The organism is Alistipes sp. Marseille-P5061 (assembly GCF_900290115.1).
Lineage (GTDB): Bacteria > Bacteroidota > Bacteroidia > Bacteroidales > Rikenellaceae > Alistipes > Alistipes excrementigallinarum.
In genome coordinates, this window is the sequence record NZ_LT985748.1 from 692,512 (window position 1) to 707,585 (window position 15,074).

At 63.9% G+C, this 15,074-nt stretch carries 12 protein-coding genes; 8 read left to right on the plus strand and 4 right to left on the minus strand.

What is annotated here, in order from left to right:
• Window positions 1-273: 273 nt before the first annotated feature.
• The 3 genes from C8267_RS02725 to pssA form a co-directional block, all read right to left on the minus strand.
• Window positions 274-972 (minus strand): transglycosylase SLT domain-containing protein, encoded by a 699-nt coding sequence (locus C8267_RS02725; protein ID WP_087360968.1) that lies wholly within the window; start codon window positions 970-972, stop codon window positions 274-276.
• Window positions 973-1,016: 44 nt separating this feature from the next.
• Complete coding sequence (locus C8267_RS02730; RefSeq protein WP_106633541.1) at window positions 1,017-3,167, minus strand: putative porin; 2,151 nt, start codon at window positions 3,165-3,167, stop codon at window positions 1,017-1,019.
• A 125-nt stretch (window positions 3,168-3,292) separates the two neighbouring features.
• Window positions 3,293-4,093 carry a CDP-diacylglycerol--serine O-phosphatidyltransferase gene (gene pssA / locus C8267_RS02735; protein WP_106633542.1) on the minus strand — a complete coding sequence of 267 codons (801 nt, stop codon included), beginning with the start codon at window positions 4,091-4,093 and terminating at the stop codon, window positions 3,293-3,295.
• Between the two features lie 86 nt (window positions 4,094-4,179).
• Here pssA and C8267_RS02740 point away from each other — a divergent pair, with 86 nt between their 5' ends.
• From C8267_RS02740 to C8267_RS02775, 8 genes are all read left to right on the plus strand, one after another.
• The gene (locus tag C8267_RS02740; protein ID WP_199792063.1) at window positions 4,180-5,253 is read left to right on the plus strand and encodes a mannose-1-phosphate guanylyltransferase; all 1,074 of its coding nucleotides are present in this window, start codon (window positions 4,180-4,182) and stop codon (window positions 5,251-5,253) included.
• Between the two features lie 133 nt (window positions 5,254-5,386).
• Complete coding sequence (locus C8267_RS02745; RefSeq protein WP_106633742.1) at window positions 5,387-6,625, plus strand: UDP-N-acetylmuramoyl-tripeptide--D-alanyl-D-alanine ligase; 1,239 nt, start codon at window positions 5,387-5,389, stop codon at window positions 6,623-6,625.
• A gap of 13 nt (window positions 6,626-6,638) precedes the next feature.
• A complete protein-coding gene (locus C8267_RS02750) occupies window positions 6,639-7,664 on the plus strand; it encodes an alpha/beta hydrolase (protein ID WP_106633543.1) in 1,026 nt (341 codons plus the stop codon).
• A 196-nt stretch (window positions 7,665-7,860) separates the two neighbouring features.
• The gene (locus C8267_RS02755) at window positions 7,861-8,187 is read left to right on the plus strand and encodes a nucleoside triphosphate pyrophosphohydrolase family protein (RefSeq protein WP_087360976.1); all 327 of its coding nucleotides are present in this window, start codon (window positions 7,861-7,863) and stop codon (window positions 8,185-8,187) included.
• A 266-nt stretch (window positions 8,188-8,453) separates the two neighbouring features.
• On the plus strand, window positions 8,454-10,457 hold the full coding sequence (locus C8267_RS02760; protein ID WP_106633544.1) for an OPT family oligopeptide transporter: 2,004 nt from the start codon (window positions 8,454-8,456) through the stop codon (window positions 10,455-10,457).
• A gap of 62 nt (window positions 10,458-10,519) precedes the next feature.
• Window positions 10,520-11,737 (plus strand): peptidase T, encoded by a 1,218-nt coding sequence (gene pepT / locus C8267_RS02765; RefSeq protein ID WP_106633545.1) that lies wholly within the window; start codon window positions 10,520-10,522, stop codon window positions 11,735-11,737.
• Between the two features lie 25 nt (window positions 11,738-11,762).
• Complete coding sequence (locus C8267_RS02770; RefSeq protein WP_106633546.1) at window positions 11,763-13,688, plus strand: NAD(+) synthase; 1,926 nt, start codon at window positions 11,763-11,765, stop codon at window positions 13,686-13,688.
• 62 nt (window positions 13,689-13,750) lie between these two features.
• Window positions 13,751-14,368 carry a DUF4923 family protein gene (locus C8267_RS02775; protein WP_234025663.1) on the plus strand — a complete coding sequence of 206 codons (618 nt, stop codon included), beginning with the start codon at window positions 13,751-13,753 and terminating at the stop codon, window positions 14,366-14,368.
• A gap of 95 nt (window positions 14,369-14,463) precedes the next feature.
• On the opposite strand, the gene C8267_RS02780 is transcribed toward C8267_RS02775, so the two are convergent.
• Complete coding sequence (locus C8267_RS02780; RefSeq protein WP_087360984.1) at window positions 14,464-15,072, minus strand: hypothetical protein; 609 nt, start codon at window positions 15,070-15,072, stop codon at window positions 14,464-14,466.
• Window positions 15,073-15,074 lie beyond the last annotated feature (2 nt).

Below are 15,074 nucleotides of genomic sequence, written 5' to 3' on the forward strand. Positions count from 1 at the left end.
GAGGGCTGGTCTGCACGGGCAGAAACAGGCTGAAAACGGAAGAAAAGAGGGTGAAGAGAGCAGAGACGGCGGAAGGAACCCGGCTGAAAAGGCTCGGCGGAAGAAACCCGTGCGGAAAAAGAGGCTGAGAACGGGCAAAGGGTTGCAGGAAGCGAAGCAAGGGAAAAGGCGAAAAGAAGGCGGGAAGACAGCGGGAGGAACAGGCACAAAAAAGAGGGACTCTGCATCCTGACAGAAGCGGAGTCCCTCCCGGGTTATGCCCCTCGCACGCCGCTAACGGCGGGCAAGACGGCAATATGTATCGTAACGACCGATTACGTCGTTGACATAGGCTCTCGTCTGCGCGACACCCGTGAACTTGCCGCACTTGACGGCGTCGTTCTCATAGTACTCGGGCTGCGCCTTGAGCTCAAGGTAGCGCGAAACGACCTCCCATGAATTGGGATTCTCGCCGTTGAGCCGCGCGAGTCGGCGGGCATCGTTCACATGACCGATTCCGCCGTTGTAGCAGGCCAGCACGATGCTCATCCGGTCCTTTTCCGAAGTTCCCTGCGGGAAGCGGAGCATCGACTGAATCGTCGACATCAGTCGGTTGGCCAGCCAGACGTTCGTCTCGGGGTCGGCAATCTGCTCGACCGGAACGTCGAACTGACGCGCTACGGAGGGCATAATCTGCATCAGACCGCGCGCTCCGCTGCGCGACACGATATCGGGCGTAAAGCGCGATTCGTGGTAGGCTATGGCACTCATCAGCCGCCAATCGTTGCCCTCACGCTCGCTGATGGAGCGAATCAGGCCATCGTAGGCCGAGATTACCGGTGCGTCGTCGAGATAGGGGGAGGCCGTCGCGGAGTCCACCGTCTCGTCCGACTGCTGCGTTCCGTCCATCGGAACGCTCATGCGGGCATTGAAGCCGTAAAAGGTAGTAATTAAGGTTAAGAACGAAAAGGTTAAAACTGTCTTTTTCAGCATACATCACTGTTTTGCGGGCAGCTTACACCGTGCAGAACAGTACGCTAATCATAGAACCCCCACGAGATACCGATTTTGAACATGCCCGGATTGAGCGGGTAGTCGGCCAGCGAGAAGTACTCGCCATTGCCGAACAGCCCCTTGTTCAGATGCTGGTATTTGAGGAAAATCCTCATTCTCTTCCACTTGGCCATCAGGAAAAGGTCGACGTAGGGATAGTTCCCCACCTCGGTCTCCCGCTGGTTGTAGAACACCGACAGAGCCGGATTGTAGCCGGGGGCATAGTACCGCGTATGGTAATGCCCGTCCAGTCCGAACTGCAGGCGCAATACGTTGCGCACGGCCCAGAACTCGTAGTAGTACGAGAGGTAGGCGCTGAGAAGCGGAACGGGTACAACTTCTTGATTCGTACTCCACTGCAACAATACCCTGTTGTCCAGATGAAGTCCGCCTAAGCGGAAATCCTTGCGAGCGTACACACTCGTGAGGCTTACACTCCCCGAATGCTGCGCCACCAGGCGGTCGTTCCCGTAGTAGATTTTGTCGGTCACGACACCCTGCCACGCCTCCACCTCGAAGGCATAGTCGGGCAGCGAGAATTTCACCTCGAATCGAGTTTCAGTCTCCTTGTCCAAAGGAGCGGACCACATGTAGTGGTTCGAGCACAGATTCTCCTCCCAGTAGCTGGGCGAACGCCGCTCCATCGAGAAGCGTCCCTCGAGAATCAGGGGATGGCCGCGGAGCGTCCCCATCAACGCCAGGTGGGCCCCCAGCGTCAGGTCTCCGCCTCTGTATCCCGACGGGTAGAACTTCACGTTCGCATCCCAGTCGACATACCGTTTGATTTTGCCGCCCACCGAGCCGTAGGCGAAAAAACTGGTCTTCTTAACCGTAGAGTACTTGCCCGAGAGGAAATCCTCCGGGTCAAACTGCGCATAGGTGTGCAGGTCGAGTCCCACACCTCCGTCGATGGTTCCCACCACGCCGTTGCGGTCCCACGGCTGCGCCTGCACGAAGAGGCGGTTCGATATCACGCGCTCGTAGGTCGAGTCGCGCGACTCGGTGGGATTGAGGTACCAGTTGTCGTAGTAGTAACCCTCGGTCGGAATCCACTCCCCGGTATCCGGGTTCCGCGAACCGCGTTCGTCGGTATAGGGTGCCCGGATGTCGGTATAGACCTTGCTCCACGAGTTGTACTCGAAGGAGTGCCCGATGTAGACGGCCGAAAGTCCGGCTATCGAGTAGTCCTCCTCGGTGACCCGCTGGAGCGGGATGCCGTACGACTGCGTGATGAAGAAGGCGTTGTTGCGGTAGAGGTTTTTCGCCTCGGCATCCGCCAGCTTCATCGGAACGCCCGACGGCATCTCGAACGTGGTGTCGGCAATGGCCCATTTGCCCACCACGCCGCCGTTCTCCTGCTGCTCGATGTGGTTGTTGATGTAACCGGCATGCACCGAGTAGCGTTTGCCCGTATGGTTGAACGCCAGGGCTAAGTTGTGGTTCTTGGTCGACGACCAGATGTACTTGCCCCGCGTTCCGCGCGCCTTGTAGTCGACGTTGAAGCCCGTCGACGGCGATATCTGTGCCGCATGCATGATGTCGAAGTTCTCCTCGCGGTACTTCTTCTGACCCGATTCGAGGTACGAGAGGCGAATCATCGGCTTCTTCGTATTGTAGAACGGCACGTTCTCCATGTCGTAGAGGTAGGCGTAGTAGGGCGTCGCAAAGGTGAAGTTGAACTCCTGCGGCCGGTCGAAGTAGTTGAGCGGCTGCGACGTCTGGCCCAGACCTCCCTGCGCCATGTCTCCCACCCCGTGACGGTAGAAGGGGTAGTCGATGCGGTAGTCCGCAAGCGTGGTGTCGATATCATGCAGCTGCACGCGGTTGTAGTCGCGGCTGATGTGCCACATGAAGTTCGGACGCGCCCGCGTCGAGTCGTCGAAGAAGTAGCTCTCGAGCGGCTTGCGGATTTTGCGCTCCTTCTTGGTGGTATCCTGTTGCTGCTGGCCTTCGCCCTCCTCGCCATTCATGTTCTCGTAGGGGTTGCCGCCGTAGAGCGCCCCCGACTGCCCGTTCTGCTGCGCACGCATGAGCGCCCGAGCGTCCAATCCCTGAGCGGAACCGCCTTGGGGCCACACGACAAGGAGCAGCCCGGTCAGAAGCGCCCAGAAGATTTTGTTCGACCACCGATTCATACGTTCAGGAGCGGTTTTGCGCCGCAAAGGTAATTAAAAATTTTTTAAATATTCAAATCCGGCATTCCGCCGCTCGGCGTGAACCGCTCACAGGCAGAGGGTTCCGCGCGCTGCCGGATGGATGGTTACTCCGCTTTCGGAGCATCGTCCGAGGCGCTCCGCGCCTCCTCATCCGTGCGCTCTTCGGCCGCCTGCGCCTCCGCCGGCTGCTGCCCGCCGCGGTTGGCCTGCATCCCCCAGCGGATGGCCGAGATGAGGATGTAGAGCAGGATGATGACCGGAATGGCATAGATTCTCAGCGAGGCAATCACCGCCACGCAGAGCAGCAGGAAGAGGTAGCGGATTTGGTTGCCGCGCCAGCCGAAGCCCCGGAACTTGAGGGCGAACATCCTCACGGGCGAGACGAGCAGCCACGACATCGCCACCACGACGATGAGCAGCGGCCAGCCGCCGAAATCGAGCCCCGTACGCACGCCGATGAATCCCAGCGAGGAGAAGAAGAGGGCGTTGGCCGGGGTGGGCAGTCCGCAGAATTCGGTGTGCTGCGTCTCGTCGATGTTGAACTTGGCCAGCCGCAGCGCCGAGAAGGCCGCCATGACGAAGCATACGAAGGTTGCCACAAGGCGAATCCACACGGGGGTTCCCTCCGCCATCCCGCCGACGGTCATCGCGTAGACCACGGCCGAGGGGGCGAATCCGAAGGAGACCATGTCGGCCAGCGAATCGAGCTCGACGCCGATTGCCGAGGGGCACTTGAGCAGCCGCGCCACGAAGCCGTCGAAGAAGTCGAAGACGGCGGCCAGGACAATGAGCCAGAAGGCCCATTCGAGGCTGCCGTAGACCAGCGCCGCCAACGATGCGAACGCTCCGCAGAGCAGGTTGGAGAGCGTCAGCAGGTTGGGAACCGTAAAGAGTTTAATCTTCATCGCGAAGAAATAATTTATACTGCATGGGCGGCAAAGTTACAAAATATTTTTATCTTTGTCTTGCTGAACACGCTATAATATAACTTATGGAGAGCAAGAAATATTGTGTAATCATGGCGGGCGGCATCGGTACGCGCTTCTGGCCCAAGAGCCGTCAGGCCATGCCCAAACAGTTTCTCGACATACTCGGCACCGGGAAATCGTTCATTCGCCAGACCTACGAGCGCTTCGCGCCGATGATTCCCGCCGGGAATTTTCTGGTGGTGACCAACCGCCGCTACAAGGAGCTGGTGCTGCAGCATCTGCCCGAGCTCGACGAGCGGCAGGTGCTCTGCGAGCCCATCGGCCGCAACACGGCCCCCTGCATCGCCTATGCGGCCTATACGCTGCTCAAGCGCGACCCCGAGGCCGAGATGATTGTCACCCCGTCGGACCATCTGATTCTCAACGAGGAGGAGTTCCGACGCATCGTCACGGACTGCGCCTCGTTCGCCTCGGAGCACGACGCGCTGCTGACCATCGGCATCACCCCCACCCGCCCCGAAACGGGCTACGGATACATCCAGGTCTCGGACGAGCAGGCCATCAGCAAGGTGAAGAGCTTCACCGAGAAGCCCGGTCTGGAGCTGGCGCAGACCTTCCTCCAGTGCGGCGAGTTTCTCTGGAACTCGGGCATCTTCGTCTGGAAGGTGAGCACCATCATCGAGGCCTTCCGCCGCTATCTGCCCGAGCTGCACGCCCTGTTCAACGGCGCCATGCCGGCACTGGGGACCGACGCCGAGCGCACGGCCCTGGAGATTGTCTTTTCGGAGTGCCGCGCCGTCTCAATCGACTACGGCGTGATGGAGAAGGCCGACAACGTATATGTCCACCGCGGCGACTTCGGCTGGAGCGACGTGGGGACCTGGGGCTCGATCTACCAGCACTCGCGCAAGGACCGCTACGCCAACGCCGCGCCGGATGAAGGGTGCTACCTCTACGACACGCGCAGCTGCATCGTCTCGCTGCCCAAGGAGAAGATTGCCGTCATCAGCGGACTGAAGGAGTACATCGTCGTCGACACGGAGGACGTGCTGATGATTTGTCCGCGCGCCGAGGAGCAGAACATCCGCAAGTTCATCGACGAGGTGAAGTTCCACAACGGCGACCGGCACATCTGACCGCCGCCGACCCCAACGGGACCCGTACCGCTGCGCCGGTGCGGGTCTTTTGCACAATCGGGGACAGAAGTCCGGCGCGACACGCCCGGCCCCGACCCCCCAGAACCGATTCGAACAGAGACAGCACATGAACATTCAGGAACTCTACGCCATCTACCGGCAGCATCCGCACATCTCGACCGACTCGCGGCGGATACTGCCCGACTCGCTCTTCTTCGCCCTGAAGGGCACTTCGTTCGACGGCAACCGCTTTGCCGCCGAGGCCCTCGAAAAGGGGGCCGTGCGGGCCGTTGTCGACGACCCGTCGGCAGCCGGCGAGGGGTGCATCCTCGTCGACGACGTGCTCGCGACGCTCCAGGCGCTGGCCCGCGAACACCGCCGCGCACTGGCCATTCCAATCCTGGCCATCACAGGCAGCAACGGCAAGACGACGACCAAGGAGCTCGTCGCCCGCGTGCTCTCCGAGCGCTTCGTGCTCCGCGCCACGCAGGGCAATCTGAACAACCACATCGGCGTGCCGCTGACGCTGCTGGCGATGGATGCCTCGACGCAGTTCGGCGTGGTGGAGATGGGGGCAAGCGCCTGCGGCGAAATCGCCCTGCTGGCCTCGATTGCCGAGCCCGACTACGGGCTCATCACCAACATCGGCCGGGCCCACCTCGACGGCTTCGGCGGTCCCGAGGGGGTGCGCCGCGGCAAGGGCGAGCTCTACGACTACCTCGCCGCCCACGGCGGTACGGCCTTCGTGCCCGAAGCCGACCCGACGCTCGGCGAGATGGCCGCCGAACGGCCCGCTCTGAAGAGCGTCCGCTGCCCGCTCGACGGCGCCGACGGGATTGAGAGCCATCTGGAGGGGGCCTACAACCGGGCCAACATCGCCGCTGCAGCGGCTGTGGGACGCTATTTCGGGGTTCCCGAGGAGCGGATTCGCGCGGCGATTGCCGGCTACCGTCCCGACAACAACCGTTCGCAGCGGGTCGTAACGGGGCGCAACACGCTCATCGTCGACTGCTACAATGCCAACCCCTCGAGCATGCACGCCTCGGTGGAGAACTTCCTCGGCGAGCCGCTCGACGGGCGCACGCAGCGCATCTTCATTCTGGGCGACATGCTCGAACTGGGGGCCTGGTCCGAGGAGGAGCACCGCGCCATCGCCGCGCTGGCCGCCGGCGACCCTGCGGCGCGGCTGATGCTCGTCGGCGGCGAGTTCGCCCGGGCCTGCGCCGGAAGCGAGGTGGCACGGCGCGCCGAATTCTACCCCTCGCGCACGGAGCTGGCCGCCGAACTGGAGCGCCACCCGGTCGGGAATGCCCTCGTACTGGTCAAGGCCTCGCACGGCATCGGGTTGGAACACATCATCGACAAACTCTGAAAGACAAGGAAATATGAAACGACTGCTACTCTCGCTCTGCATCCTGCTGACGGCCGTACCGACGCTCCGGAGCGCAGCACAGACAAGCGGCGCAGCGCCGGAAACCGCAACGCACGACACGGCATACGGCGCCGCATACGAATCGCGTCAGGTGGCGTGCGAACGCGACTTCGGCAAACTCCACGGCACGCTGACCGTCCCTGCCGGGGGCGCGCAGACCGCCCTGCTGCTGATTGCCGGCTCGGGCCCCACGGACCGCGACGGCAACAACCGGCTGGGCATCCGCTGCGACTCCTACCGCCTGCTGGCCGAGGAGCTGACGGCAGCGGGCTACGCCGTGCTGCGCTACGACAAGCGGGCCATCGGTTCGAGCCAGCTCGACGACCCGACGCGGCTGCGGGAGCTCACCTTCGACCAGTACATCGACGATGCCGTGGCGCTGGCCGACCTTCTCTCGAAGGAGGGCTTCCAACGCGTGGTGCTCGCAGGTCACAGCGAAGGGGCGCTCATCGCACTGGTCGCCGCACAGCGTTCGCCGGCCGTTGCGGGCGTCGTCTCACTCTGCGGCACCGGCTACCCGCTCGACAAGGTGCTCCGCCTGCAACTGGCCGGGCAACTCGTTCCGGCGCACATGGAGCTCTACTTCGAAGCGATGCAGATAATCGGGGCACTCAAGCGGGGAGAGCGGGTCGACATGGCCTACCACCCCCAGTTCCAGGCGCTTTTCAACACGGACGTGCAGCCCTTCATCATCTCGCAGATGCGCTACGACCCGCAGCAGGAGCTCCTTAAGGTCAAGGTCCCGGTGCTGATTGCAGCCGGCGACAACGACCTGCAGGTTCCCGCATTCCATGCAGAGGAGCTCGCCGCGGTGCGCCGTGACGCCCCGCTCCGCGTCATCCCGAAGATGGCGCACACGCTCAAGGCGTGCGACGAGACGACGCTCGAAGGACAGATGCGCACGGCCTATGGCGACCCGACGCTGCCCCTCGCCCCGGGACTTGTGCAGGCCATCACGGAGTTTCTCGGCGGGCTGTAACCGCTCCGGAGGCTGCCGGCCCCCCGCCGCTACACCCGTCCCGACCGCCACACCCCACCGCCCGGGGCCGCACGCTGCCGCAGGAGCCCGTTGCCGGAGAAAAGGCCCGGGAGCCGCCGAGAAACGGGGCCTTGGCCGCACGTTTACCAAATATTTTGCTATTTTTGCACAGACTTACCAAAATTTCCACCCGATTATGACACTCAACGAATACCAGCAGCACGCCCTCGAGACGGCGATATATCCCGAGAACCGCAAAATCATCTACCCGACGCTCGGCCTGACGGGCGAGGCGGGCGAAGTGGCCGACAAGGTGAAGAAGGTCATCCGCGACGGTCACGAGGAGTTCACCGACGAGAAGCGGCTCGAAATCGTCAAGGAGATTGGCGACGTGCTGTGGTACTGCGCCACCCTCTCGCGCGATTTGGGCTACGACCTCGACGAGGTTGCCCGCATGAACGTCGAGAAGCTCCGCTCGCGCATGCAGCGCCACCTCATCTCGGGCAGCGGCGACAACCGGTAGCGGTCCCCGCCTCCCGGACTTCGAAGCGGGCATTCTGCCAGTCGCGGCAGGCCCCCTCCGACCAACATCAGCAGGCGCCCCTCCGGCCGACGGCGCCCCGACCACGACGCCGCCCCGAGGCGACAACCGGCAGCAGGCCCAACGCGAGGCCCCGGACGCGGCAACAGGTCCGACCGTCGGCCAAGCCCTTACGAACGGCTCGCAAGCTGCCGCACGACACCCCGCCGAACACCCCATCGAACCAATGTTTCAAAGCATACCTTGACATGAACCAGGAAACACCCAAAACATCGCTTCCCGAGAACGCCTACCGCGAACTCAAACCCGGCGAGGAGTACACTCCCGTCATGCCGGCCTCGCCCGCCCCGATTGAGGTCACCCCCTACTCGGTGCTCATGGGCGTCGCCATGGCCATCATCTTCTCGGCCGCCGCTGCCTATCTGGGGCTGCGCGTGGGCCAGGTCTTCGAGGCCGCCATCCCGATTGCCATCATCGCCGTGGGCATGGGCACCGTGCTGGGCAAGAAGAACATGCTGGGCCAGAACGTCATCATCCAGTCCATCGGCGCCTCGTCGGGCGTCGTTGTCGCCGGAGCCATCTTCACCCTCCCGGCGCTCTACATCCTGGGGCTCGACGCCGCCTTCTGGCAGGTTTTCCTCTCGTCGCTCTTCGGCGGCATGCTGGGCATCCTGCTCATGATTCCCTTCCGCAAGTACTTCGTCAAGGAGATGCACGGCAAATACCCCTTCCCCGAGGCCACGGCAACCACCGAGGTGCTCATCTCGGGCGAGAAGGGGGGCAACCAGGCCAAGCTGCTCGCCGTGGCGGGTCTGGTCGGCGGTCTCTACGACTTCGTGGTCGGCACCTTCGGACTCTGGACCGACGCCGTCTCGACGCGCATCTGCGCTTGGGGCGAGACGCTCGCCGACAAGTTCAAGGTGGTCTTCGGACTGAACACCTCGGCCGCCGTGCTGGGTCTGGGCTACATCATCGGACTCAAGTATGCGCTCATCATCACGGCCGGCTCGTGCCTCGTATGGTTCCTCATCGTGCCGCTCGTCGGCTCGCTCACCGAAGCGCTCGACCCCGCCGCGCTGGCCGCGCTGCTGGGCGTGACGAACCAGGGGCTGCTGGATGACCCGCAGCAGCTCTTCACGGCCGAGAACCTCTACACCTACATCGGCAAGCCCATCGGCATCGGCGGTATCGCCATGGCGGGCATCATCGGCATCGTCCGCCAGTCGCGCATCATCCGCCAGGCCGTCGGTCTGGCCGTCTCGGAGCTGGGCGGCAGCAAGAAGGGGGCCGACACCACCGAGCGCACGCAGCGCGACATCACGATGAAGCGCATCCTCTCGCTGCTCATCGCCACGCTCGTCTGCGTCTTCGTCTTCTTCCACTTCGGGCTGCTCGACGGCTGGGTACAGTCCGTCACGGCGATTCTCATCGTCTTCGTCATCTCGTTCCTCTTCACCACCGTAGCGGCCAACGCCATCGCCATCGTGGGGTCGAACCCCGTCTCGGGCATGACGCTCATGACGCTGATTCTCTCGTCGCTGGTGCTCGTGGCGGTGGGTCTGAACGGCACGACGGGCATGACCGCCGCGCTGATTATCGGCGGCGTGGTCTGCACGGCCCTCTCGATGGCCGGCGGCTTCATCACCGACCTCAAAATCGGCTACTGGCTGGGCACGACGCCCCGCAAGCAGGAGACCTGGAAGTTCCTGGGCACGTTCGTCTCGGCCGCAACGGTTGCCGGCGTGATGATTGTCCTCAACAAGTCCTACGGCTTCGTCGGCGAGGGGGCGCTCGTTGCTCCGCAGGCCAACGCCATGGCGGCCGTCATCCAGCCGCTGATGACCGGCGGACAGACCCCCTGGATGCTCTACTTCTGCGGCGCGGCGCTGGCGCTCGTGCTGACGGCCATCGGCGTGCCGGCCCTGGCCTTCGCCCTGGGTATGTTCATCCCCATGGAGCTCAACGCCCCGCTGGTGGTCGGCGGTCTGGTCTCCTGGTACGTCTCGACACGCTCGAAGGACCAGGCACTCAACAAGGCGCGCATGGACCGCGGTACGCTCATCGCCTCGGGCTTCATCGCCGGCGGTGCGCTGATGGGCGTGGTGAGCGCCATTCTGAAGTTCTGCGAGGTAGACTGGTTCCTCTCGGGCTGGGCCTCGTCGAACGCCGCCGAGTGGACCGGACTGGTGATGTACCTCGTGCTGATTGGCTACTTCTCGTGGCACACGCTCCGCGCCCGCAAGGAGGAGTAGCGACATAGAAACAGCTTTCCGACAGATTTCAAGAAACCCCTAAAAAAACGACCGAAAAAGATATGGAACTCAAGGACCGATTTCTGAAGTATGTCTCCTACGACACGCAGTCGTCGGAGCAGAGCAATACCTTCCCCTCGACCGAAAAGCAGAAGGTGCTGCTTGCGGCGCTGGCCGACGAGATGCGGACGCTCGGCATGACCGACGTCACGATGGACCGCTACGGCTACGTGATGGGCACCATTCCGGCCACGCCCGGGTGCGAGAACGCCCCCGTCATCGGCTTCATCGCCCACGTGGACACCTCGCCCGACATGAGCGGCCGGGACATCAAGCCCCGCATCATCGATGAGTACGACGGCGGCGACATCTTCCTCAACGGCCACCTGACGATGACCGTCAAGGACTTCCCCGAGCTGAGCTTCTTCAAGGGCCACACGCTCATCCACACCGACGGCACGACGCTGCTGGGGGCCGACGACAAGGCGGGTGTGGCCGAAATCATGAGCGCGGCCGAGTACCTGCTCGCCCACCCCGAGCTCCGGCACGGCAAAATCCGCATCGGCTTCACCCCCGACGAGGAGGTGGGACGCGGCGTGGACTTCTTCGACGTGGAGGCCTTCGGCGCCGACTTCGCCTATACGGTCGACGGCGGCATGGAGGGCGAGCTCGAGTATGAGAACTTCAACGCCGCGAGCGCCAAAATAGAAATCCAGGGGCGCAACGTCCACCCGGGCTATGCCAAGGGGAAGATGATTAACGCGCTCGACGTGGCGTGCGAACTGCAGACGCTGCTGCCCGCCGAACAGCGCCCGCAGTATACCGACGGGTACGAGGGCTTCTACCACTGCGTCGGGGTGAACGGCACGGTGGAGCACGCCTCGGTGAGCTACATCATCCGCGACCACGACGCCGACCTCTTCGAACAGAAGAAGGTCTACATGTGGGCGTGCGTCGACCTGCTCAAGAAGAAGTACGGGCAGGAGGTGCTGACGCTCACGCTCAAGGACCAGTACTTCAACATGCGCAAGATGGTCGAGCCCCATCCGCAACTCATCGACAAGGCGCTCGAGGCGATGCGCGAGGCCGACGTGAAGCCGATTGTGCGGCCCATCCGCGGCGGCACGGACGGCGCGCGGCTCTCGTTCATGGGGCTGCCCTGCCCCAACCTCTTCACGGGAGGCATGAACTTCCACGGCAAGTTCGAGTACTGCTCGCTCACCACGATGCACAAGGCCATGCAGGTGGTCATCAACCTGGCCCACCTGTGGGCCGAATAGCGCACGGCGCCCAACTCTGAAAACGATGGACAACTACGGATTTGTAAAGGTTGCGGCGGCGGTGCCGCAGGTTGCGGTGGCCGACTGCGCGCGCAATGCCGAGCGCATCGTGGCGCTGGCGCAGCAGGCTGCACGGCGGGGCGTCGAACTGGTCGCCTTCCCCGAACTGGCCGTCACGGGCTACACCTGCGCCGACCTCTTCCTGCAGCCCGCGCTGCTCGATGCGGCGGACGAGGCGCTGGGCGAGATTATGCGCCAGACGCGCAAGTTGCCGCTCGCACTCATCGTCGGTCTTCCGCTGCGGCACGAAGACCGGCTCTACAACTGCGCGGCGGTTGTGGCCCAGGGGCGCCTGCTCGGCGTGGTGCCCAAGAGCTACATCCCCAACTATGCCGAATTCTACGAGGCGCGCTGGTTCGCCTCGGGGGCCGGCATCGAGGAGGAGCGCATCACGGCGGCGGGTCAGGAGGCCGACTTCGGCACGGAGCTCACCTTTGCGGTGAACGGCGCCGAGTTCGGCATCGAAATCTGCGAGGACCTCTGGGTGGCATCGCCCCCCTCGTCGCGGCTGGCACTCAACGGTGCAAAGCTCATCTTCAACCTCTCGGCCTCGCCCGAGGGGGTGGGCAAGCACGCCTATCTGCGGGAGCTGGTCGCTCAGCAGTCGGCCCGCACCCATACGGCCTACGTCTACTGCTCGGCCGGATTCGGCGAGTCGTCGACCGACCTGGTCTTCGCCGGCAACGGACTCATCGCCGAGAACGGCACGATGCTGGCCCAGGCCGCCCGCTTCTCGCTCGACGAGCAGCTGACGGTGGCCGACGTCGACATCGAGCGGCTGGAGTTCGAGCGGCGGCGGAACACCTCGTTCCGGATGCGCGAGGAGGCGGGCGAGAGCACCGTGATTGAGATGGAGCTGCCCGACGCGCTGAAGGCCTCGGCACTCGACCGGAGGGTGGACCCCATGCCCTTCGTTCCGGCCGACGAGGCGCACCGCAGCGAACGGTGCGAGGAGATTTTCCAGATTCAGTCGCACGGCCTGGCGCGCCGGCTGGCCCACACGGGCTGCCGCTGCGCGGTAGTGGGCATCTCGGGCGGTCTGGACTCGACGCTGGCGCTGCTGGTCACCGTCCGCACGTTCGACAAGCTGGGGCTCGACCGCCGGGGCATCCTGGGCATCACGATGCCGGGCTTCGGTACCACGGACCGCACCTACCGCAATGCGCTGAAGCTCATGGAGGGGCTGGGCGTGACGGTGCGCGAGATACCCATCCGCGACGCCTGCCTGCAGCACTTCCGCGACATAGGGCTTCCGGAGAGCGACCGCTCGGCCGCATACGAGAACGCCCAGGCACGCGAACGGACCCAGATTCTGATGGATGTGGCCAACATGGAGGGGGGACTGGTCATCGGCACGGGCGACCTCTCGGAGCTGGCGCTCGGCTGGGCCACCTACAACGGCGACCAGATGTCGATGTACGGCGTCAACGCCTCGGTGCCCAAAACGCTGGTGCGCCATCTGGTCCGCTGGGCCGCCGACACCGAGCGCGACGGGGCGACGCGCGCCACGCTGCTCGACATCATCGACACGCCGGTGAGCCCCGAGCTGCTGCCCGCCGACCGCGAGGGCAACATCGCCCAGAAGACCGAGGACCTGGTGGGCCCCTACGAGCTGCACGACTTCTTCCTCTACAACTTCGTGCGGGCGGGGTTCCGGCCGGCGAAAATCGCCTTCCTGGCTGAGCAGGCCTTCGCCGGAAGCTACGACCGCGAGACGATTGTCAAGTGGCTCCGGGTCTTCTTCCGCCGCTTCTTCGCGCAGCAGTTCAAGCGCTCGGCGATGCCCGACGGCCCGAAGGTGGGTTCCGTCTCGCTCTCGCCGCGCGGCGACTGGCGCATGCCCTCCGACGCCTCGGCGGCGCTGTGGCTCCGCGAGCTGGAGGAACTCTGAGCGGGCCCGGAGGCAATAACCGGGACAGCCGCTGCCGGCTTGCCCCGAACAAGAGAAAAAAGATGAAAAACGACAGAATGATGAAACACATGACACTGCTCCTCACGCTGGGGCTCCTGCTTTGGGGCGCCCAGGTGCAGGCACAGGACTGGAAAGATGCCCTCAAGAAGGTGGTGACTTCGGCTGCCGACGAGGCGACAGGCGGCAAGCTGACCGAGGTGGCCATCGTCGGGGCGTGGCGCTACACCGGTCCGGGCATCAAGTTCGAGGGCGAGAACCTCACCAGCCAGCTGGGCGGCGCAGCCATCGAATCGACCGTCACCAAGCAGCTTGTGAAGGGCTACGAGCTGGTAGGCATCCGCGAGGGGGCCTGCTCGTTCGACTTCGCCAGCGACGGAACCTTCACGGCCCAGCTGGGCTCGCACGAACTGGCGGGCAGCTACACCTTCGACGCCTCGACGCACGAACTGGCGCTGCAGGTCTCGACGGGCAAGATTCCGCTGGGGACCATCCCGGGCCGCGCCTATCTGAGCGGCACGGAGCTGCAGCTGGTCTTCCCCGCCACGAAGCTCGTCGAGCTGATTGAGAGCCTCGGGCAGAAGATTCAGGCCCTCTCGTCGGTCACCAAGCTGCTCGAAAACTACGAGAACGTCTACATCGGCTTCGCCTTCTCCAAGTAGAGCGGGCGGCTGCGGCCGGACAGAACGAGACAAGCGGAGCTCCTCCCCATGCGGGAAGAGCTCCGCTCGTTTGATGCAAACCGCTCGGCGCCGGCTCAGAGGAAGAGCACGGCGAGGGTTGCGATGCAGAAGCCGCCGGCAAATCCGGCCAACACCTGCCAGCCGTTGTGGCTGCCCAGGTAGAGGCGGGCCGAGGCGAGGGCCCCGGCGCAGAGGATAGCCACCGAGAGCGGCACCATCATGTTGCCCACGCCGGCGACGTTCATCAGCACCAGCAATGCCACGACGGCACCCATGCCCGTCAGGTGGAGGCTGATTTTCCAGTAGTGCGAGACGACGAGGCACATCCCCTCGCAGCAGGCGGCCGCCAGCATGAACTTGCGCAGGAAGTCGGCCGCGGGAATGCGCGAAAGCGTGTAGGCGCAGAGCAGGTAACAGCAGAGGCCTGCCACCAGCGGCAGCGTACGCTCCTCGCGGCGGTCGACCCGCCAGTCCGACAGGCGCCCCAGCGAGCGCAGCAGGGCGAGCACCAGCAGCGGAATCACCAGTGCGTAGAGCACGACGACCCACAACAGGTAGAGTTTCACATCGAGGGGATAGCGCGCAAAGGTGGTCATCGTCAGCAGCAGCGCCATGACGTAGAGCGGCAGCAGAAAGGGGTGCAGCGCCCACGAAAGCCCCTGGGATATCTTGCGGTAATTCATCC

Bases quoted from the DNA above. Each gene is read 5' to 3' on its own strand.
- C8267_RS02780 (WP_087360984.1), bottom strand. From the start codon at position 15,072: ATGAATTACCGCAAGATATCCCAGGGGCTTTCGTGGGCGCTGCACCCC.
- C8267_RS02730 (WP_106633541.1), bottom strand. From the start codon at position 3,167: ATGAATCGGTGGTCGAACAAAATCTTCTGGGCGCTTCTGACCGGGCTG.
- C8267_RS02725 (WP_087360968.1), bottom strand. From the start codon at position 972: ATGCTGAAAAAGACAGTTTTAACCTTTTCGTTCTTAACCTTAATTACT.
- C8267_RS02755 (WP_087360976.1), top strand. From the start codon at position 7,861: ATGACACTCAACGAATACCAGCAGCACGCCCTCGAGACGGCGATATAT.
- C8267_RS02740 (WP_199792063.1), top strand. From the start codon at position 4,180: ATGGAGAGCAAGAAATATTGTGTAATCATGGCGGGCGGCATCGGTACG.
- C8267_RS02775 (WP_234025663.1), top strand. From the start codon at position 13,751: ATGAAAAACGACAGAATGATGAAACACATGACACTGCTCCTCACGCTG.
- pepT (WP_106633545.1), top strand. From the start codon at position 10,520: ATGGAACTCAAGGACCGATTTCTGAAGTATGTCTCCTACGACACGCAG.
- C8267_RS02760 (WP_106633544.1), top strand. From the start codon at position 8,454: ATGAACCAGGAAACACCCAAAACATCGCTTCCCGAGAACGCCTACCGC.
- pssA (WP_106633542.1), bottom strand. From the start codon at position 4,093: ATGAAGATTAAACTCTTTACGGTTCCCAACCTGCTGACGCTCTCCAAC.
- C8267_RS02750 (WP_106633543.1), top strand. From the start codon at position 6,639: ATGAAACGACTGCTACTCTCGCTCTGCATCCTGCTGACGGCCGTACCG.
- C8267_RS02770 (WP_106633546.1), top strand. From the start codon at position 11,763: ATGGACAACTACGGATTTGTAAAGGTTGCGGCGGCGGTGCCGCAGGTT.